Consider the following 21,763-nt stretch of genomic DNA (forward strand, 5'->3'; position numbering starts at 1 on the left):
TCTCCTTTAGTTTACATGGAGAAAAAATCACTCAAAACGGGAGCGAGGTAATCCGGAGCCACGTTATGATCCTGACCTTCCAGAATGTGACAATTTGCATTGGGGAGTCTGTCCACGAGCGCTTTCACCGCATTTTGCTGGTACTCAGGACTTGTCCCTCCACCCACCACGAGCGTAGGGATCGAGACGGAAGACCACCGCTCGGCTGGCAATGGGTTACCCGACATGGTGTCACCCATGATGGTGCCATCATAGACCAATGTGTGCGCTACATCTTCCATTGCCGGCCAGAATGGCGCGCTTCGCATCGGAGCGACGAAATCGGCAGGAACGCCTGCTGCCTTCGTCAAGAAATGCTCGACTGCGTCGCCTCTGCGGCCCGATGTTGTCAGCTCTTTGAGCTGCTTTAAATAACCCTTCGGCAGCGGAGGACGCGTATTGTCAACAACGAACGGTGGCTCGTACACTACCAGCTTCGCGATAGCAAGCTTGCGAGCCACTTCGAGGGCAAGGACTCCACCAGAAGACATGCCGAATACGAATGCCGATCCGCCAGCCTCGTTGATGAGAGCTTCGATATCTTCGACTTCGCGCTCAATCGCGTACGGTGAAGTGTCGCCACTATCCCCTCGACCCCGACGATCGTAGTTGAACACGGTATAGTGGGGTGACAGAAGGGAAGCAAGTTGCGACATCATCGGATCCGAACGAGTTTGAAATGCAGCGCATACCAGGATGATCGCCGGTCCATTCCCGGATTTATCAAACGCAATGGCAGTTCCGTCTTTCGAAATTACTTTTTTCATTGAATTTTCCTCCTGAGATTTGGGAATTAAGTCCAATCAGTGACTCTTAACGTACGATTTATTCCGTTTCGTGAGGTGACCCCTTCATTCGTTCTGCAGCTCCAAGCCCAGCTTATCTAACATAAATTTTGTGCCGTGCTCGCGTTGTTCTGGTAGATCGTGACCATCGAAGAAAGCTCCTTGTTCGGTGTAGATGAGTTGAGTGCTGTTGCCCAATCGCTTTATTTCTACCGTTGTCACGGAGACTGACATCCGAGTCTCTCCTTGATCCAAGGTGTAAGTATAAACGATGCGACTGTCTTGAACGATCTCATTGTAGCAAGCGTCGAAAGTGTAAATCGGACCGTTCGGCGGGCCGCCACGGTTGATTTCTCGACCACCAACCCGGAAGTCGAACTCATCGGCTTTCGGGAACCACCGGGCTTTGGCCGACGGATCCGACCAGGCGGAGAATACCCGCTCGGGCGATGCATTATAATTTCTCTCGATAACAAATGTAGAGTACTCTACAGATCGTTCATTCATGGTTTATTTGTCCTCCCTTGGGATGCGTCATCTGGATACTCGCCAAGATAATCGCCAAGTCGGTCGAGATGGGATTCCCAGCTCGCTTCCCGCTCGGCAGAATATTTATGATGGCTCTTCCTCATGGCGCTCAATATTTTGGTGAATTCTTGAACAGTCAACGGTTCTTTTCTCTGCATAAGGCTTGTTACATGCTCTAATTCCTGTAAAAGTTTTTGTTGTATGCTTATATTTTCCTTCAGACGCTCAATTTGAAGGGAAACAATGTTGAACAGGCTGAAATGATTGCCGGCAATAACGGATTTGACCTGATCCAACGACAAGCCGAGCTCCTTCAACGACAGAATTTGCTGTAGGCGTGCAATATCGGATTCGGTATAGATCCTGTGTCCGGATTCGGTATGACCGGATGGCGAGTACAAACCGATCTGGTCGTAGTATCGCAATGTTCGAACCGTTAATCCCGCTAATTTCGCAAGTTCTCCAACTTTCCACTTCCGTTTCATGATCAGCCCCTTTTTTCGCGCGAGGTTTTTACCGGTATCCAAATCATAAGACATTCCGTTACGTAAGTTTCAAGTGCAAAATGAAATTTTTGAATTTATATATGAAAATAGGGGGTTTTTCTTGAGGGACTTGGAACAAAACTGAAAATAAACAGCTTCAGCTCATATGAAATTGATTCAAGTATTTTTTATAGTTAGAATTAAATGAAGAAATGAGTTGCTAATCACAGAAATCACTTTCGACTATGTCGTATATCGTGTTATTTAAAACTAGGAGGTTGCAGGTATGGATTTAAAGTTATCTGAAAAAAAAGCACTTATTGTTGGAGGAAGCCGTGGCATCGGTAAAGCGATTGCCCGTCAAATGGCTCTGGAAGGTGTAGACTGTACGATTTGTTCAAGAAACGAATCCTCGTTAAAAATCGTTGCAGAGGAATTGGCTCAGGAAACAAAAAGAAATATCTATCCGATCGTGGCAGATACCACGAATCCTGACTCTATCCGAAAATTAGTTGAAAATTCAGTTGCGGCGATGGGGAGTATTGATATTCTAATCAACAGCGGGGCTCGTGTTGGCGGCCAGGAGCCAGAGGATTTTAACAGCATTAAAGATGAACTTATTCTGAAAGATTTTGAAGAAAAGTATTTGGGCTATTTTCGCAGTATCCGTGCTGTAGCACCTTATATGATAAAAAATAATTGGGGACGTATCATTAATATAAGCGGTTTAGCAGCAAGAATAGGCGGGAGTTATTTTAGTTCCGGTCCGCGTAATGCATCTGTTGTCCATTTAACAAAATCCGCATCAATGGAATTAGGGAAGCATGGAATTACCGTCAATGCGGTTTATCCAGGGATTGTAAGTACGGAAGCATTTAGAGAACGTGTTACTGATGAGGGCGCTTTACGTCAGTTAGAGGCAATGAATTCACTCGGTCGCTTGATTACAGCGGAGGAAATTGCTAATGTCGTTACCTTCCTGGCGTCACCTTTATCGGCATCGATTAGCGGCGATGTCATTTCGGTAACCGGCGGTATTGGAAATTCCGTTTATTACTAGAACCATGGTTTTTGATGTGAGGAATGATAGCAAGAAATCAAAAAAGAACCTGATAGCTTTATCAGGTTCTTTCATATTGCATATAAACAGTCACGATGATATAATCGGATTACGTCTGAACTGGTTTGTGTCGACATAAGTATCTTATCTTACATTTTAATTGTACCACCCCGGTAAGCTCTTGTCAAATGTTTTTTCACAATTTTATGGTTAGGAGAGATGTGGAATGAGTTCTTTGGTTCTCGGTTTTCAGGAAATGGGGAAAACGCAGTTTTCGCTCGTTGGCGGAAAAGGGTTAAATTTAGGGGAATTATCCAAGATTGAAGGGATACACGTACCCGAGGGATTTTGTGTTACAACCGTGGGGTATCAAAAAGCCATCGAACACATCGAAACGTACCATGCTCTGCTCAATCGACTAACCATGCTAAAAGCAGAAGATCGAGATCAAATTGGTGAGATCAGCAGGAAGATTCGACAAATCCTTATGGAAGTAGAAATTCCTTCCGATGTTGTGAAAGCAGTGACTCACTATCTCTCCTTGTTTGGCGAGGAACATGCCTATGCAGTGCGTTCTAGTGCGACTGCTGAAGATTTACCGCATGCCTCTTTTGCAGGTCAACAAGACACTTATTTAAATATCATTGGCGTCGATGCCATCTTGCAGCATATCAGCAAATGTTGGGCTTCCTTATTTACGGATCGCGCGGTCATCTACCGTATGCAAAATGGATTCGACCATAGTCAAGTTTATTTATCCGTTATCGTTCAAAGAATGGTTTTCCCACAGGCTTCGGGGATTTTATTTACCGCTGATCCGATGACCTCGAGTCGAAAGTCACTTTCAATCGATGCCAGTTATGGACTTGGAGAAGCGCTGGTCTCTGGCTGGGTATCTGCCGATTGTTATACAGTACAGGAAGGGGAAATCGTCGATAAGCGGATAGCAACCAAAAAATTAGCTATCTATGGACGAAAAGAAGGTGGAACAGAGACACACGAGATCGCTCCTGATCAGCAAGAGACTCAAACACTTACTGACCAACAAATTTTACAACTCGCACGCATCGGAAGACAGATCGAAGCTCATTTTGGTTGCCCACAAGATATCGAATGGTGTTTGGCCCATGATACCTTTTATATTGTCCAGAGCAGGCCAATCACGACTTTATACCCGATCCCTGAAGCGAATGATCAGGAAAATCACGTTTATGTATCTGTTGGTCATCAACAAATGATGACTGATCCTATGAAACCACTGGGATTGTCTTTATTCCAGTTAACATCTTTTGGACCCAGGTTTAAAGCTGGTGGAAGGTTATTTGTTGATGTTACACCTATGCTTGCTTCACCTGATAGCCGAGACAATTTATTAAATACCCTGGGATCCGATCCGCTCATAAAAGGCGCACTCATGACCATAATAGAGCGAGATTTTATAAAATTGTTACCAAATGATCAAAAAGCACCGATTCCGGGCAGAAGTAATACAGATATGCTGGCACAATTCGAGAACGATCCGACAATCGTTTCTGATTTGATTAAGCGTAGTCAAACATCGATAGAAGAGTTAAAACAAAACATCCAAGCGAAATCGGGATCAGATTTATTGGATTTTATTCTGGAAGATATCCAGCAATTAAAGAAGATCTTATTTGACCCTCAAAGTTCGGCTGTGTTTATGGCTGCTATAAATGCTACATCATGGATCAATGAAAACATGAACGAGTGGTTAGGCGAAAAAAACGCAGCAGATACTCTTTCTCAATCTGTACAGAACAATATTACTTCGGAGATGGGTCTGGCGCTACTCAATGTCGCAGATGTGATTCGTCCTTATCCAGAAGTCATTGATTATTTACAATATGTAAAAGACGATAACTTTTTGGATGAACTGCCTAAGCTTCGTGGTGGACAGGAAACGCAAGACGCTATCAATGCTTATCTGGGTAAATACGGAATGCGATGTGCTGGTGAAATCGATATTACTAAAACGCGTTGGAGCGAAAAACCAACTACACTTATCCCCATGATTCTTAGTAATATCAAAAACCATGAGCCTAATGCTAGCCATCGGAAATTTGAGCAAGGGCGACAGGAAGCTTTGAATAAAGAACAAGAATTATTAGACCAATTGATGCAATTACCAGATGGTGAACAAAAAGCCAAAGAAACAAAACGAATGATCGACCTCATCCGTAATTTCATCGGTTATCGGGAATATCCCAAATATGGGATGGTTAACCGCTACTACGTGTATAAGCAGGCTTTACTGAAGGAAGCGGAACTACTCGTTAAAGCGGGCGTTATTCTTGAAAAAGAAGATATATACTATCTCACTCTTGAAGAACTTCATGAAGTCGTACGCGTAAATAAACTAGATTACCAGATCATCAGCAAACGAAAAGACGAGTACAGATTATTTGAAAAACTAACTCCACCACGTGTTATCACGTCTGATGGTGAAATCATTGCAGGGAAGTACAACAGAGAAAATCTCCCAGCCGAAGCGATTGTAGGTCTACCTGTTTCTTCCGGAGTTATCGAGGGGCGAGCACGTGTCATCTTAAACATGGAAGATGCTGATCTGGAGGATGGAGATATATTAGTCACCGCCTTTACGGACCCTAGCTGGACACCATTGTTTGTATCCATAAAAGGTCTAGTCACCGAAATTGGTGGACTGATGACCCATGGAGCAGTTATCGCGCGTGAATATGGCTTACCAGCAGTTGTCGGTGTAGAAAATGCTACCAATCTGATAAAAGACTTGCAACGAATTCGCGTGCATGGAACAGAAGGGTACATTGAAATATTGTAATGGCGTTCCGCTAACGGGACACGATAGTTCATTTAACCGCCTTAATGATAGGGCGGTTTTTCTTTTGATTCAAAATCAGCAATATAGAATAACTGAGCAAAAAAAAATGAATTGAAGTCGCATCGTTTCAGTTATATAATTCATAAATATCCTATATTTACTAAATTTATTTTATTTATTTTCTAAAGATTAGTAAATATAAAGGCCAATTTTTAGCAAATAAGAGGTGATATTGATGAATTCAATAACGGATAGCGGGAACTCCTTATGGCGTGTATATCGTTGGGTGCTGCGATATTTGAAGCCGTATCGGGTGAAGGTTTTTCTCATGATTGGGTGCGGGCTGGCTATAACGGCTGGAGAAGTCTTATTCCCCAAAGCGATTCAATATTTCATCGATCATATTTACAAGATGAAAGATTATAATGCCTTTATAATGCTTCTGCTGTTGTTGATTACGATGGTCATTATCGTCATTGCGGCCGGAAATGGCCGTAATATGCTGGAACGAATCGTAGGAGTCAAGGCGTCGCGAGACTTGCAGCATGACGTCTTCTTGCATTTGAGAACGCTTGGCTTCTCTTACTTCGAACGGCATCCCGTCGGGGAGACGCTTTCGCTGCTCAATACAGAGGTGGCGGCTGCAGAGAAAATCTTTAGGCGATTCCTTCCGGTGATTATGGTAAACATGATGTCTGTCATTGTAAGCATTACGGTCATGATCACGCTCAGCTGGAAGCTTTCCCTCATCATCGTTCCTTGCTTTTTACTCTATTACATATTTGGTCCTTCGATTGATCGCAAAGCATCGACATACGCTAAACAAAAAACACAAAACCGGATAGATTTGGATAAAAAAATATACGAAGGTATATCTGGACTTCAAGAGTTTCGCGCTTTTGCTCGTGAAAGCTGGGATTTGGAACGTACGTTCGATAGGATGTCGACTCTGTTTCATAGTTATATGAAGTGGTGCTTCTTCGCCAACTTTCGGGGGTCTTACCGCCGCTTTACATTTTATACGGGAGCTATCGCCTTGTTTATAATCGGTTATGTATTGATTCGCAATCAGTCACTTTCCGTAGGAGAATTCGTCGCTTTCATTCTTATGTATTTCACAACGATGTGGAACTTAACGTCGATCGTTGCACTCATTGCCGAGCAGAAGTCCCTGATGTTTCAGATTGTGCCTCTGTACAATTTCATGAAGTTAACGCCTGAAGTGGAGGAATGTGCGAATCCTATCCTTTTGCCACAAGTAAAAGGCGAGATTCATTTCAGGGAAGTCAGCTTCGGTTATTCTGAAGGGGAGACAGTCCTGCAGCACTTCAATTTACGAATTCGTGCAGGAGAGCGAGTCGCCTTCGTTGGTATGAGCGGTAACGGGAAATCGACGGCACTTAAGCTTATTGGGCGGTTCTATGATCCGCTTGCGGGCGAGGTGTCACTTGACGGCGTTTCACTAACTGAGCTGACGCTTGATCAGCTGCGTGAATCGATCGGATATGTGTTTCAGGAAACGTACTTGTTCGGGGATACTGTGAGAGAAAATATTCGTTTCGGCAGGCCGGATGCGACAGAAGAGGAAATCGTTGAAGCTGCGAAGGCTGCTAATGCCCATGACTTTATCCTGAAGCTGCCGGAAGGATATGATACGTCCGTTGGTGAGCGGGGAATCAAGCTTTCGGGCGGGCAAAGACAGCGTATATCGATTGCGCGAATGCTGCTCAAAAACCCAAAGATCGTATTGCTTGACGAAGCGACATCAGCGCTCGACAACATCAGTGAAAAAGACGTGCAGCAAGCACTCGATACGCTGTTCGTCGGGCGAACTACAATTGCGGTGGCACATCGGTTATCGACGGTACAGGATTACGACCGCATCGTTTTGATTGATCAAGGAAGTGTAGTTGAAGAAGGTAGCTATGAAGCGCTGATGAACCGAAGAGGCGCATTTTACCAATTGGCTGAAGGTCAGGTTTCTGAAAGCGAGGTGAACAGGGATGAAGAATCTGCGCTGGATGTGGCGCTACATCAAATACGTTAAGGCAGGCTTCGCAGTAGCGCTGTTTCTGCTTGTCTTAGATACGTTGGTGAATCTATCAACGGTATACTTGCAAAAAAGTTTGATCGATCAAGTTTTCATTGGCCGTGACTATAGTATGTTTCCGCTAATGCTGTTTTTATTCGCTCTCGTATTTATCGCCTATGCTGTATTAGGTACGGTGAAGCCGTATATGTTCGTTCGAAATGAATATTCGTTAATTCGACTGATGTTCGCTGATATGATCCAGGCGATCCACCGAATGCCCACTAGACGGTTTCATAGCGAACGGACGACCAAATACGTCCACTATATCACGTCCGATATGATGAGCGTAGCTAGCTTGATCACATGGCAGATGCCGCACTTGCTGCAAGCCCTGCTTACCACGTTGTTCTTGATGATCACGATCGGCATGTTCAGCCCGCTCATCTTGGCTGCGGTTGTGACTTTTACTGTCGTCTATGTCGGGCTTGCGAAATATTTCGTGCCCAAGATGAAGCAGGCGTCAAGAGCGGCGCATGATCGGAGAACCGCGATGCTTATTCATTTGGAAGAGGGGATATCCTCAACGCGTGAAGTCATTTCCTTCCACCGTATGAAGTGGGAACGTCACATTTACAATGGTTTGTTTGAACAATATTTCGACCGAGTCATGGCCGAGGGCAGGCTGAAAAACAAACAGATGATGATGAGTAATCCGATCAAATGGGGTGTCATGATCGCTGTTCTCGGTATTGGCGGTTACCAGCTCATGGCGGAAGATATCACAATAGGGATATTTGTGATCGTCTTCCAGTTCGCAAATCAATTGCTTGACTCCTTGAATCGGGGATTTGAAATGATCATGGAGTACTCATCAAGTCTTGCTCAAGTGGATCGGATTAATCAAGTGCTGCAGGAGGAACGCATGGACGATGGAGATAGGAAACTGCAAGGCCGAGTCACAAGCCTTCGTCTGAACGACGTATCATTTCGATACGACGAACAGCTTCCTCTTGTGCTCAAGAATATGACTATAGACATCCCCATCGGTCGGAAGGTGGCCTTCGTAGGTACAAGCGGCGGGGGCAAATCGACCATTGCGCAGCTGTTACTGCGCTTTTACGATCCGTCGAGTGGAAATATTGTAGTGAATGAAGTACCTCTGGGGCAGTTAAGGCGTGACAGCTGGTCAGAACGTATTCGTATTGTATTCCAGGATCCTTACTTGCTGCCGGATACGATTCGGCAAAATTTGCTGCTCGGACGTGACCACGTTACGGAGGAGAAGATGATCGAATCGTGCAGGGTCGCACAGATCCATGATGTTATTGCCAAGCTTCCTGAAGGTTACGACTCGGTTATTGGTGAGCGAGGCATTACATTGTCCGGAGGACAAAGACAACGGCTTGCCTTAGCGCGTGCGCTGCTGGATCAACCCGAAATTCTAATCCTGGACGAAGCGACGTCAGCGCTCGATCTGGAAACCGAGCGTCAGGTTCAGCGCAGTCTTGACGAAATTCGCCAAGGGCGTACGACAATCATCATTGCGCACCGATTGTCCACGGTGATGAACGCTGACCTGATCATCGTTATGGATCAAGGACGGGTGGCTGAACAGGGATCGCATGAAGAGCTCATGGCAGGCGATACGATTTACAAATCGTTGGTGTATGCGGAGCAGCAGTCCGCGTGAAGCGGCCGGGACTGATATCGGCTACTATTTACATAAACGGTGATAGAAGTTGAGCGTTTGCGGCTGAACTCTAATATGAATATAATAGAAAATTAAAAATGACAAGCTCTACGAGAAAAGGCTGCTGAGATGTATCAGCAGCCTTTGTTACGCAAATGGACAGAGTAATTGATTATAACAAAACTTTATCTTGAATCCCCTTTAAAACCTTCATATATTTATAAAATAGTAGAAATTTACATTTAAACTAATGGAGTTAAAGGGGAAATGAATAATGTTAGAAATAGTAGATGTTAACAGCATAATAAATATTCTTAATGAAGAAGGCATAATTGATAACAATGTTATTGCAACTAATAATAAGACTGGGTCTACTGATGGTATTGTTTATGTTCTTTCAGAGCACGACGATGCAAAATACGTTCTGAAAATTGATCGTCCGCATCAAATTACTTTGACCGAACAATTTCTTGGTACTTATCGGCACCTTAGACTTTTTCCTGAAATTCTCTATACCGATCCTGCAAAAGCATATATCGTGTATACATATATCACAGGTACAACGCATTATAATCGTGGATTAAAAATAGAATGGCTTACAATCTTAGTAGAAGAACTTTTTAATAATTACGAAAAATATGTACAAACGGATAAATGGGGAAGGCTAGGATCACCGATTCAGTCTTGGCGTGAGTGGAACTATCGGAGTTTAGTGGATACAAGAAATGATTGGGGAAGCCTTTTATCAATTGAGGATTATACAAGAGTAGAATCAATATTTGAGAACATATCGAAAAATGAAGATCAAGAAGTAAGATATTTGCTGCATGGGGATACTGGTGTGCATAATTTTGTATTTCATGAAGACTCACTTGTTGGTGTCATAGACCCATCACCGATGATTGGTCCTATGCTATACGATTTTACTTACGCTTTTTGCTCTTCTCCAGACGATTTGAACCTAGAGACTTTAATGGCAGCCTTTAATTTGCTTCATCATGAATCTATTGAAGAATCAAGGCTGATTGAAGAAGTAATCTTTCAACTTTATTGTCGAATTGGGATCTGTATAAAATTACATCCGCATGATTTGGAAGATTACTTGAAAGCGTGGGAATATTGGAAATCGTTGCAATTCTTGAAGATTTCCTTATAGCTAGCCAATTCACAGAAACATCTGACAAATGAAGCACAGAGAAATCGGTACGACACTATTATTAGGGGCATGACCCTGCTTGGCAGGATTACGTAGTGTCGGATGAAAAACATTTACAAATTGTTGCATACTACGATATGCTTTAAATGGATATTTTTTCTAAATAATGATCTGTATCAAAGATGAGGACGGGGTATTAAAATGTACGAAGCTATGAGTGAGCGAAGCGACTTATTAGACAGGTGTGCTGTAATTATATTCCCGTCACTACCAAGAAATTTGCTGAAGGGTACGTAAACATTTTAAATTTAATTGGAACGGCGATGTCAAATACAAGAGTGAGAGGATTGATAGGAAAGTGAATGCCTACAACAAGAAACGGAATACTTGGGTTAGGTTTTCGTTTTTTTTTGGCATCATGGTTTTGATAGTCGTCATTATTTATTTATACTTCTTCTCGAAGAGCGGGTATGTGTACGAACGTAAAATCCTGGGCGAAATGGAGGATCGGCATGGGGTCGAATTCATCGTGACGGACAGACTAGAACGTAACGAGGATGGCTACCGGACGCTTGTCGTTGCTCCGAAGGATGATCCCGCCACTACCTTTATTGCCGAGCGGAAGAACGGTGCCCACACTGAAGGTGGACTGCCATTCTGGGGACAGTTAAGAGAGGAATACCGGACTACACGTTATTTTTATCACTATCCGGAACTGGTGGAGAAGCATTTTGGCATCGGGCCACAGGACCTTATCTCCTTGTACTGGGGAGCGGTGAAAGCGGGTGAACCGTATAGCTTTGATGATGCGCTTCGAGAGAAGCCGAGCCAATACGTACCGGTCACGTTAACTAATATGGACGAGACGATCCGTAAGGCGAAAGCTTTCTTTGAGGATGGCCTGCGGCATAAGATCCATGAGCTACACATGATTTACCAGGACGAGCGGCTGCCAAAAGATCAAAGCCCTCATTCTTTTGTGGACCGCGTGTTTACCTTGGAAGGCGTGAAAAAGGATCAGTACAATCCCTTCGGCTTTAGTACGAATTTATTGAGTGAGAAGGAACTTAAGGAACAGACCCTCAAACAGATCAAAAACCTGCTTTATAGGAGTTTCGATTATCAATTCGACAAGCTCTACACTTTCCTGGAGCGGAAAGAAGTGGGCATATGGAGTTTGCATCCACGCATCGACGACCAGTTGACCCATTACTCGCTGGAACTGGTTATCGATGACGAAAAATACACAAGCCAGGAAAAGGATGTGCTCTACAAGAGCTATAGTAAGGTGTGGCACCTCATAGAGACCATGAAGCCCTTCCACGCTACTGAGGTCGTATTTAAGCTCCCTGGTGATGAAGGACGTATGGTTTACACCATACAGGACCAAGATAACGCACAATTGGTAGACAAGGAAATCTTCTACGCCCTCTTGCAACCGCAAAAAAGCAGCGAGTAAAGAGTTCATCGTTGAACGAACGGGACACACTAGTATAATCACGATTAAACCTTCCAAAAGGAAGAGAACTAGGAGATATCCAGGGGTTTAGTCCGAGTACATTGAATGCCTATACTGGCTGCCGGGTTTGAGAAGTGGAGAAGTTAAACAGCAGATGCCGCCTACATCGAGGCGGCATCTTTACTGCGGCTGCTAAGTCAAGACGAGCAAACGAGTTGTGCTTTTGTCGCCTCTCATGTATCCATACTTACCCTGTAAATTCCCGACGCAAGGTGATCATGTCTTTGAGCGCCTCCGTAGAGAGCTCGGTGATCCAGCTGTCCGAACTGGTGATCACTTGGTCGCTTAACTGTTGCTTACTTTCCAACATCTCATCAATCCGTTCTTCTAAGCTGCCGATCGTAATGAACTTGTGAACTTCTACGTCGCGAGTCTGCCCCATTCGGTAGGCACGGTCAGTTGCCTGATTCTCCACGGCGGGATTCCACCAACGGTCGAAGTGGAAGACATGGTTAGCCGCCGTCAGATTCAGTCCGACGCCGCCGGCCTTGAGCGAGAGAATGAAGACATTAGGCTGAAGCGATGGGGGTAGGGCATCGGATTGGAACTGTTCAATCATGCGATCACGCGCGGATTTGGGCGTTCCGCCATGCAGATAGAGCACAGGCTCTTGCAGAATCTCCGCAAGGACTCGCTGTAGCAGCCGTCCCATCCCGATGTACTGCGTGAAAATCAGACAACGATCACCTGTCTCCCGCAATTCTTTCACCATATCAACCAAGCGCTCTAGCTTCGAAGAACGCGCAATGATCGTCTCCGTATTCATTGACTGATCGTTCTCCGCGGCGCTATCCGCCTTCATCAAGTCTTCTTTCAGGAGGAGTGCAGGATGATCGCACAGCTGCTTGAGCTGTGTGAGCGCGGCAAGGATCGCTCCCTTCCGTTCGATGCCTTCCAATACTTTCATACTCTCCATCAGCTGATGGACGGTCTGATCGTACAATGCGCCTTGTTCTGCTGTGAGATGGACGTAGGTTTTCATTTCGTTTTTGTCCGGCAGATCCAGCTGAATGGCAGGGTCTTTCTTCTTGCGCCGTAGCATGAACGGCTTAACTAGCTTCTGCAGCGCAGCAGTTTGCTCCCTATCCCGCTCTTTCTCCACAGCCGTATTGAATTGTTGCTGGAAGCTGCGCAGGGTTCCGAAATAGCCTGGGTTCATGAAATCGTACAGGGACCACAGCTCAGAGAGATTGTTCTCGATCGGCGTGCCTGTGAGCACAATCCGGTGATGGGCCGTGAACCGGCGCACCGCTTGCGACTGCTTCGTCTGGGCGTTCTTAATATTCTGTGCTTCGTCTAGACAGACGGATGACCAAGTATGAGACTCAAGCACCTCGACGTCCAACGTAGCCGTCGCGTAGGTGGTAAGTACGATGTCGGCCTGTCTTGCTTCATCTGTAAACTGCGAATCGCTCAGTCGCTGAGCACCATAGTGAACCATGACGTTCAGCGTTGGAGCGAATCGCTGCAGCTCCTTCTGCCAATTGCCGAGAACAGACGTTGGACAGATAAGCAGGGAAGGGAAGCGATCTTCCTGCGCAGTCGAAGCAGCCAATTCTTTCACATGCAGCAAATAGGCGATGAATTGCACGGTTTTGCCAAGTCCCATATCGTCGGCAAGACAAGCACCGATGCCGAACCGACGTAAGAAAGCAAGCCAAGCAAAGCCTTCTTGCTGATAGGTTCGCAAATCTGCCTTCAGCGCAGTTGGGATGGCTGGCGTCGGGCAATGGGCAGGCTGATTTAATTGTCCGATCAACTCCTGCAGCTGCGCATTGAGCTCTACTTCAAGCCTGATCTGCTCCTCCGTGTCTACTGCGTCCACCGCGCTCACGGACGGCTGGGATCGTTCGTGATCCTGCAATAAGTGGATCTGTAGGAGGGTCTGAAGTGACATTCCTTGTCGTTGGTCGGCGCTGCGCATCGCTTGCCGGATTTGTGTCAGCAGTGCAGGATCCAGTACGATCCATTGGCCGTGGAAGTTGATCAGCCGCTCACCTCGCGCCGCAAGTTCCGCGAAATCCTGCTCGCTAAGATCCATATCGCCGATCGCGACCCGCCAGTTGAAGTCGACCAACGACTTTAGGCCGAATAGCGACGGGCTTGCGTTCGGAGTCGATATGATTTGGGCACGCACCCGAGGTTTCTTGCGGCGAACATCCTCCCACCAAGCTGGCAGCAGTACTTGCCATCCCGCTTCGAGCAGACGATGGCTATCCGATGTGAGGAATTGCCAAGCGGCTTCATCGGATAGAGCACTATCTAATAACTGTTCCGGCTGTTCAGCGATCTGATCATCCGTCAACACGGCGCTTAGACGTTCGAGCCAAGAGCCAGACCGTTCGCGAACACACTGCGTCCACGCTTCGGGCCAATCCCCGTGTGCTTGGCCGTCTTCCGCAAGCTGAACCGGAATGAGGAGCGACGGGTCTTGCTTGTCCTGCAGTATCAACTGAAGGCGCCATGCGGGCTCGACTTCACCCGGCTCAATCAATTGTAGGATAGGGCGGAACGGCGCTGTATCTGGCTTCCAGCCGATGCGGAAGAGCCACTCGTCTTCATGAAAGGCCGCTTCGTGAGCGGTAGCATCCGTGAATAACAGTGGATATTCTCTTCGCAAATCAGCTAGTTCAGCTTCGCTACTGTAATACCGCTCGAATACAGTTTGCGAGAAGGTAGCCTTCATCCCTCTGAGCAACATAGAATCCGGTTCCACCATTGCTTCCAATGCCATGCGGCTGGCTTGCTCCATTTCACCGTTCTCCCAGTCCCACTGTAGCTTTCCTGCTTGATACGCGGCAAGGCTAGGTGCATACTGCCCTGCATCGATCATCGCGGATAACGTGGGGGCCAGCTTGATGAGTACGGTCGCGTCGTCCTCCCAGTTCCATGATACATGCTGCAGTACCCGCAGCTTCGCGAAGAAGGACAGCACAAAATCGGCAGGCAACACCACAATCTCAAAATCTTGGACCTCACGCGTCGATAGGGTCGTCCCGTAGAAGGAAGGTTCATGATAGGCGAATAGCCGATCTTTCAGTAAACCGCCCGAAATAGCCTCGTTATTGTTCGAGTATCCATGGATTAACGCATCGCCTTCATCGTTTATATTCACGTGAATCGTCAGCGTTTTTCGTTCTGTGCTTGCATTCATAGCTGTAGATTTCCTTTCTGAAGCTCCTGCTGCAAGGCGCGAAGACGGCTGTATCGTGCAGTGAAAGTCTCAAGATACAGCATCCAGCGGTCTTCTTGCTTCATTTTTTTATACATTCTGAACAATCGTTTGAGCAATTTCACTGCTAATTTGTAACTGTCCCGATTTTTCTGCTGCACATAGCGTTCCACGGCTTGATGATAGAAGGGAAGCAGGGCTTCCGGCGCGTTTTTCTCAATAGGCGCTAGCGTCGTAGCTCTGAACTCGAGCGGCTCGCCTCCTGAGGCTAGCTGATAGTCGATCCATTGCTCCCATTTCTCGTAGGTCAAGAGAGTCTCTTGGTAGTAGGTTCGGGAGAAAGGCAGCATCTGCGCCAATGTCTCGAACAGGAGCGGCTCCGCTTCCGGTGAATGGCGCAGCATTCCGCTCCAATAATCTAAGTATTCCGATTGGAAACGCTCGTTGTGATATTTACGAAGCATGGGTCCTGTCGCGGCTAACCACGCCGTCAGACGAGGCCAATCTTTGGCCTCATAGAGGGGATCGAAGAAAGGCGTTAGATGCGACGTGGTGAGAAATATCGCGCGGCTTAGTTCTCGCAGCGACTCCCAAGCTTCCTGATCCCGGGCCAGATAGAAGAGCATGATGCTTTTGAAATTCAGCCATGGAAATGGCTGCGCACGTCCTTTAGTCGCATGAATCAAGGCGTCAAGCGCGCTTAATTCGTCGACATACGGACGAGAGTCGAACATATTCGGACGGATCCAATCCTGCCACAATTGATGGTAGAGTTGGATGAAAGCTTCATTCTGTGGATGCTCCCGAATGAGCAGTCGAACGGCTTCCAGCGTCTCCATGATCCGTAGCCATGCGCGTTTATCTGCTTCTGCCAGCGGTATGGCTTGTCCAAGCAGCGAGTGAATCAGATCCATGGCATCATCAAGTGCCAGCCGGGTTTTGTATCCGGTACCGTAGACTGTTGGACCACTCGATTGCGTAATTTTCCCCAATATGTAAATATACGCGTTCAGGCGGTAAATGCGATCAAGTGCGGGTGGCAGCTCCGGCTTCATCGCATTCATGGCCGCCAGATTGGACTTCAAGTAGGCATCGTGCCGAATGACATTGGAAAACGGCGTTACGCAATCATGCCATAACGAGCGCCATTCGGTAACGTTCATGGATCGGATGTCGGCCTGTACTTTCCGTTGTTCGACTGGTTTTACGCTTGCTGGAATCGGTTGATGAGGTGGATTTGCCGATTTCTTTCCTTTTAGCTCCCACAGAATTTTGGCATTAATGATCTGGTGGGTCGACCGACCTTGCCGCTCTGCGTACCAGAGCAATGCCGCAATGAGATGCTGACAGTAACGACGCATTGGACAAGTGCAGCGACTGGCCGATACATTCTTAAGTTCAACCTTGACGTGGTAAGTTTCTTTGCCCTTCACGTCTGCTTCGATATGATAGCTCTGCGGCATGGCGATGGAGCGGATGCGGTTTTGTTTATAATATTGAAATCCTCGTTTGAGCGTAATGTCTTGAACATGCTCACCGATGTAGGCGATTAGCTCGTTCCATTCCGCATCCTTTAAAGGTTGAATGACATGCATGGTCAATAATTCTCCCGATATAGATATGACATATAGTTATTATACCAGTTATTGCGGAGCACCATTTTAACTCTTATTTTTTCTATTTACAATAGACGACAAGAACATATATTCACAGCCGTTAAGTCAGGTGGAATCCCGAATTACACGTACGATTTAGACTTCTCTGGTATATTGCTTATTAAGCTAACTGGCAGGATAGTGCAACAACATATCTTTATTGTCGTCTGATTATGGGAAGAAACAAGGGGGGAGATAGTTTGAGAAAATCTCTGTTTTTGCTGATTATGCTCTGGCTGGCGAGCACTTTTTTTGCAATAGGGTCAATTCATGCGGATTGGGCATACAATTTTGTTGTAAACGACGGTAAATCCTATATCATTTCGGACAATCGAGTGGACATTTGATTGGAGAAGAGTTTTATGGTATATTGCCGGGTCATTCTTGCTCATCATTGTCATTGTCATTGTGAAAAATAATTGGAAATAAATCAAACGCTAATATGAATTATTGATAATCTAACGGGCAGTTTAACGCAACCATTGTTCTGAATATAAAGGAAAATGGGGGTGATTGGAGAATTATTTGAAAAAAGCGGTCGATAAAGGATGGGAAATATATTATGGACACAACAGTTATAGAGGCAGTTACAATGAGACAACAACGCAACGTCGGCATTTTCGCGCATGTGGATGCAGGAAAGACGACAACGACGGAGCATATTTTATATGAGAGCGGACGGATCCGATCCTTAGGCAGTGTGGATGCGGGCACAGCTTTGATGGATTCGATGGATATTGAGAAAGAACGGGGTATTTCGGTTCGAGCAGCGATGACATCTTTTCAATGGAAAGGGCAATTCGTGAATCTCGTGGACACCCCGGGACACGTGGATTTTCTGTCCGAAGTAGAACGATCCTTGCGCGTCATGGATGGTGCTGTACTGATTATTTCCGCTGTCGAAGGCGTGCAGGCTCAGACGGAGGTGATCTGGAACGCGCTTCGCAAGCTGCGGATTCCGACTCTTATTTTCGTGAACAAAATGGATCGATTTGGAGCCGATGCAGCATCTGTGATAGATGGTATTCATAAATATTTGTCTGATGATGTGATCCCGTTTCAAGTGCCAAACGGTATCGAACAAGATTTCCGGGGAGCAGAGAATGGTTGGGTGAACGGAGATGAGTCGGTCTATGAATTCCTTGCGGAGCGGAATGAGTACTTGCTTCAGCGTTATTTGAACGGTGACACGATCAACCTGTCCGATTGGAAACAGCATGCAATCGCCATGACGCAGCGGGCGGAGATATTCCCGCTCTTCTACGGTGCGGCAGGCAAGGGGATTGGCGTAACGGCAGTTATGGATGCAATGGTTGAATATTTGCCCGCAGCGCAGGGGGATACGGAAGCGCCGTTGTCAGGGATCGTGTTCAAAATCGAACGTGATAAGACGATGGGGCGGATGGCATATGTTCGTCTATATGAAGGAGTCATGCGGAATCGGGATATTATATATAATCATACACAGCAGTTAGAAGAGAAGATTACGCAAATTCGTAAAGTAGACGGTGGACGGTCAGAAGATATCGGCGTCCTTCAAGCCGGAGATATTGCCGCTGTCTGCGGGATGACGCAGGTCCGGATTGGGGATGTCTTGGGTCGACCGGACGCGATTCCGGATGAAGCGCGGCTTGCTGTACCGCTCTTGACGGTTCAAGCGCATTGGGTGAACGAAGCGGAATATCCGAGGGTTGTTCAAGCGCTGCAAGAGCTGTCTGATGAGGATCCGCTGCTTGACGTGCAGTGGATGCAGGATGAGCGGGAGCTTCACGTGAAAGTGATGGGCCCCATTCAGCTGGAGATTCTAACGAATATACTGGCAAATCGGTATGGGCTGCAAGTTCAATTCGGACAACCCTCCGTCATCTATAAAGAAACACCGGCACAAGCCGGAGAAGGGTTTATTGCCTATACGATGCCGAAGCCTTGTTGGGCGATTCTCCGCTTCAGGATTGAGCCTGGGCCGCGCGGCAGCGGTCTGCACTATGAGGCCGATGTTCGAACGGAAAAGCTGCTCCTCCAGTATCAGAATGAAGTGGCTCGAAGAGTTCCCGAAGCCCTGCAGCAAGGATTGCATGGCTGGGAAGTTACGGATTTGACGGTGAAGCTGATCGATGGCGAGCATCATGTATGGCATACGCATCCGCTTGATTTCGCCGTAGCGACGCCTATGGGCATTATGGACGGACTGGCCAATGTAGGGACGCAGTTGCTGGAGCCGATATTACAGTTCCGCATTGTCGTACCGGAGGAGTTCGGTGGGCGTGTGATGAATGACCTTATTCTTATGCGGGGAACCCTTGAACCGCCAAGCCTGTATGGAGACCGGATGGTCATTGAAGGTCGAGTGCCTGTAGCTACATCCCTAGATTACCCAATGGAGCTGGGTTCCTTGACGAAGGGGCGAGGAACGATTGCTACCTTTTTCGATGGATATGTGGTCTGTCCACCTGATGTGAAGGCGGAGCGCCAACGGCGCGGCGTGAATCCGTTGGATCAATCGAAGTACATTCTTAGCGTGAGAAAGGCTTTACAGGGGTAACTCAATCATAAGAATATATGTGGAAGAGGAGAATCTGTGAGAGTAGGTTCTCTTTTCGTTTTATTAGGTCTATAAAACGAGTCGTATTGTTAACGAGACACGATAATTCAATGGCTGCCATAGGGCAGCCTTTTCTCAATATAAGGGCAAAAGAAGGTTTATTGTAATATAAAAAGAAATAAAACATATTGGGTTATTTTGTCACCAAATGGGTAGGGGGTTGTTGCATATATGATGAAACGAGATGTTGTTATTGGCATTGATGGAGGCGGAACGAACACGAGGGTCATGATATGTGATCTGAAGGGGAACAAGCTTGCTTATGCTGAGGGTGGGTGTGCATCCAAGTATAAAGACGAAAACGCGTCAGATCATGTGAAAGCAACCATTGAGGATGCACTTGCGAAGGCAGGGCGGGCAGCGACGGATGCGGCTATGCTTGTTGCTGGCATTGCAGGCTACGAATCAGAAGCTGATGATGCATGGATTACTGCTTTCACTGACTTGCCGGGACTCCATTGTCCCAAGCTGCACTTAAATGACTCAGATATTGCTCACGCTGGCGCGCTTCATAATCGGCCAGGTATTATTGCAATCGCCGGAACTGGCACCATGATCATGGGGATTGATGAACAAGACAGAAGGATCAGAAATTTAGATTATCATCAATACGCATATAGTGCAGCGCGTCATCTCGCCTATGACGCTGTCTATGAAGTCCTTGCAGGCCATCGAGATAATTCGAATGAGTGGTTGATTACAGAGATGCTGCAACATTGGCAAGTGAATAGCTTAGAGCAGTTGCAGGAACTTGCTCGGCAGGGATTCCATCCCGATACGATGAAGCGGAATCAACTGTTCGGGCAGTTCGCTCCGCAAGTCACAAACGCCGCTGAACAGGGGAGCAGCGTTGCAAGACGTGTCTGCAACCGCGCTGTCGAGCAGCTTCAATTGGGTATAGAACTTGTCGGATCCAACTTTGATCAACGTAACGTTGAGGTCGCGTTAATTGGCAGTGTCATCTGCAGCCCCTATATGAGCGGGAATCTGACAGAATTGCTCACGGCAAATCCAATAAAGCAATATCACGTGGTCGAAGCGCAATTTTCTCCCGTCGTCGGTGCCATTCTACTGGCTTATAAGGAGCTAGGCATCCCCACAAACGTATATACTTAATAGAAATGGATGGATAGGTGAATATCGATGCAAATGTTAGTTGATACTTCGAATCGTGCGTTTCGTGAACTAAACGAGTACGTCTTACAGATAAGTCATAGGATTTCTGCATCAGCAGCATCCACTTATATTATTCAAAATGATTGTGTCGTTAATGAATGGTATTTGGGATATCACGATAAATCAGTAGGCAGTCGAATGGTAGATGCACAATCTAGGTTCAATGTTGCTTCAATCCGAAAAACGTACTTAGGGTTCGCTGTAAGCCTCGCTCTTTATGAGGGCAGAATTAATAGTTTAGATGATGATGTTACTAATTATCTAAATGATTTGGACGAGCTTATCTGTAGAGATACGAAAATACGTCATTTGCTAACGCATACGCACGGCCTCCAAGGCGGTGATCATCATCGAAGGATATTCCCACCAGGGACGGATTGGAAGTATAACAACACAGGTGTCAATCTGCTAATTAAAATTATTCAACAGGTATTTGGCCAAACACTGGCAGAGGTCATAGAAGAAAGACTATTCTTACCCTACGAGTTCACTGAATCAGGTTGGGTAAAAGAAAAATCGGAAAATTTAGTATGGCTGAATGAAAACTACAAGGATGATCAAGGCCATGATGCAAATCTATTTGTTAGTACGCGAGAATTAGCCTATTGGGGATATATTCATTTAACAAAAGGAAAAGTGAATGGCATGCAACGGGTTCCTAGAGCCATCTTTGATCAAGTTAGTTCTATTACTACGCCTTTAAGCCTTAAAGAGACATTGCCGCGTCATGGATTTTTTTGGTGGATTCAGGACATGCCTCGACCTTTATCGGAATTAGGAGATAAGCTCCCTATACAAGCCTATCAGTCTCTTGGTTTATATGGAAATACCGTCTTGGTTATCCCTGAGTATCATGTCGTAGCAGTTCGAATGTTGAACCAAACCGAGCAAAATCCTCCCCAATATGACTATATTCAAGACATCCAAACTTTTGGAAACATGGTATGTAAATGTGTATTGTTACAATAATTCTCGAAGGAAGAAAATGAGAAGGTGACAAATATCGTTCTAAGTGTTCCGCGCACGCGCAGTGCGCTTTTTTT

General features: G+C 46.1%; 14 protein-coding genes. 9 read left to right on the forward strand and 5 right to left on the reverse strand.

Features of this window, described 5'->3' with window-relative positions; translation table 11 throughout:
- Positions 1-11: 11 nt before the first annotated feature.
- The 3 genes from AC3WU2_RS05730 to AC3WU2_RS05740 form a co-directional block, all read right to left on the reverse strand.
- Complete coding sequence (locus AC3WU2_RS05730) at positions 12-806, reverse strand: alpha/beta fold hydrolase (RefSeq protein WP_492452078.1); 795 nt, start codon at positions 804-806, stop codon at positions 12-14.
- An 84-nt stretch (positions 807-890) separates the two neighbouring features.
- Positions 891-1,331: an SRPBCC family protein gene (locus AC3WU2_RS05735; RefSeq protein ID WP_492452080.1), complete on the reverse strand. Its 441-nt coding sequence runs from the start codon at positions 1,329-1,331 to the stop codon at positions 891-893.
- A complete protein-coding gene (locus tag AC3WU2_RS05740) occupies positions 1,328-1,837 on the reverse strand; it encodes a MerR family transcriptional regulator (protein WP_492452082.1) in 510 nt (169 codons plus the stop codon). Before AC3WU2_RS05740 ends, AC3WU2_RS05735 begins: the two co-directional genes overlap by 4 nt.
- A gap of 286 nt (positions 1,838-2,123) precedes the next feature.
- Between AC3WU2_RS05740 and AC3WU2_RS05745 the strand changes: the two genes are divergently transcribed.
- From AC3WU2_RS05745 to AC3WU2_RS05770, 6 genes are all read left to right on the forward strand, one after another.
- Entirely contained in the window at positions 2,124-2,897 is a 774-nt protein-coding gene (locus tag AC3WU2_RS05745) for an SDR family NAD(P)-dependent oxidoreductase (protein WP_492452084.1), read from the forward strand.
- A gap of 226 nt (positions 2,898-3,123) precedes the next feature.
- Positions 3,124-5,718, forward strand: coding sequence for a phosphoenolpyruvate synthase (gene ppsA / locus AC3WU2_RS05750; RefSeq protein WP_492452086.1), 2,595 nt, complete (start codon positions 3,124-3,126; stop codon positions 5,716-5,718).
- Positions 5,719-5,953: 235 nt separating this feature from the next.
- Positions 5,954-7,765: an ABC transporter ATP-binding protein gene (locus AC3WU2_RS05755; RefSeq protein WP_492452088.1), complete on the forward strand. Its 1,812-nt coding sequence runs from the start codon at positions 5,954-5,956 to the stop codon at positions 7,763-7,765.
- On the forward strand, positions 7,722-9,440 hold the full coding sequence (locus tag AC3WU2_RS05760) for an ABC transporter ATP-binding protein (protein WP_492452090.1): 1,719 nt from the start codon (positions 7,722-7,724) through the stop codon (positions 9,438-9,440). The genes AC3WU2_RS05755 and AC3WU2_RS05760 overlap by 44 nt, the downstream gene beginning before the upstream one ends.
- A 274-nt stretch (positions 9,441-9,714) precedes the next feature.
- Positions 9,715-10,596 carry a phosphotransferase gene (locus AC3WU2_RS05765; protein WP_492452092.1) on the forward strand — a complete coding sequence of 294 codons (882 nt, stop codon included), beginning with the start codon at positions 9,715-9,717 and terminating at the stop codon, positions 10,594-10,596.
- A gap of 472 nt (positions 10,597-11,068) precedes the next feature.
- Positions 11,069-12,055, forward strand: coding sequence for a hypothetical protein (locus AC3WU2_RS05770; RefSeq protein ID WP_492452094.1), 987 nt, complete (start codon positions 11,069-11,071; stop codon positions 12,053-12,055).
- A gap of 247 nt (positions 12,056-12,302) precedes the next feature.
- On the opposite strand, the gene AC3WU2_RS05775 is transcribed toward AC3WU2_RS05770, so the two are convergent.
- Both AC3WU2_RS05775 and AC3WU2_RS05780 read right to left on the reverse strand, forming a co-directional pair.
- Entirely contained in the window at positions 12,303-15,269 is a 2,967-nt protein-coding gene (locus AC3WU2_RS05775) for a DEAD/DEAH box helicase (protein WP_492452096.1), read from the reverse strand.
- Positions 15,266-16,882 carry an SWIM zinc finger family protein gene (locus tag AC3WU2_RS05780; protein ID WP_492452098.1) on the reverse strand — a complete coding sequence of 539 codons (1,617 nt, stop codon included), beginning with the start codon at positions 16,880-16,882 and terminating at the stop codon, positions 15,266-15,268. Before AC3WU2_RS05780 ends, AC3WU2_RS05775 begins: the two co-directional genes overlap by 4 nt.
- Before the next feature lie 652 nt (positions 16,883-17,534).
- Here AC3WU2_RS05780 and AC3WU2_RS05785 point away from each other — a divergent pair.
- The 3 genes from AC3WU2_RS05785 to AC3WU2_RS05795 all read left to right on the forward strand — a co-directional run bounded on the left by AC3WU2_RS05785 (position 17,535) and on the right by AC3WU2_RS05795 (position 21,689).
- Positions 17,535-19,484 carry a GTP-binding protein gene (locus AC3WU2_RS05785; protein ID WP_492452100.1) on the forward strand — a complete coding sequence of 650 codons (1,950 nt, stop codon included), beginning with the start codon at positions 17,535-17,537 and terminating at the stop codon, positions 19,482-19,484.
- Positions 19,485-19,715: 231 nt separating this feature from the next.
- Positions 19,716-20,660, forward strand: coding sequence for a BadF/BadG/BcrA/BcrD ATPase family protein (locus AC3WU2_RS05790; protein WP_492452102.1), 945 nt, complete (start codon positions 19,716-19,718; stop codon positions 20,658-20,660).
- 27 nt (positions 20,661-20,687) lie between these two features.
- Positions 20,688-21,689: a serine hydrolase domain-containing protein gene (locus AC3WU2_RS05795; RefSeq protein WP_492452104.1), complete on the forward strand. Its 1,002-nt coding sequence runs from the start codon at positions 20,688-20,690 to the stop codon at positions 21,687-21,689.
- Positions 21,690-21,763 lie beyond the last annotated feature (74 nt).

It is taken from the genome of Paenibacillus sp. EB106-05-06-XG162 (assembly GCF_058791655.1).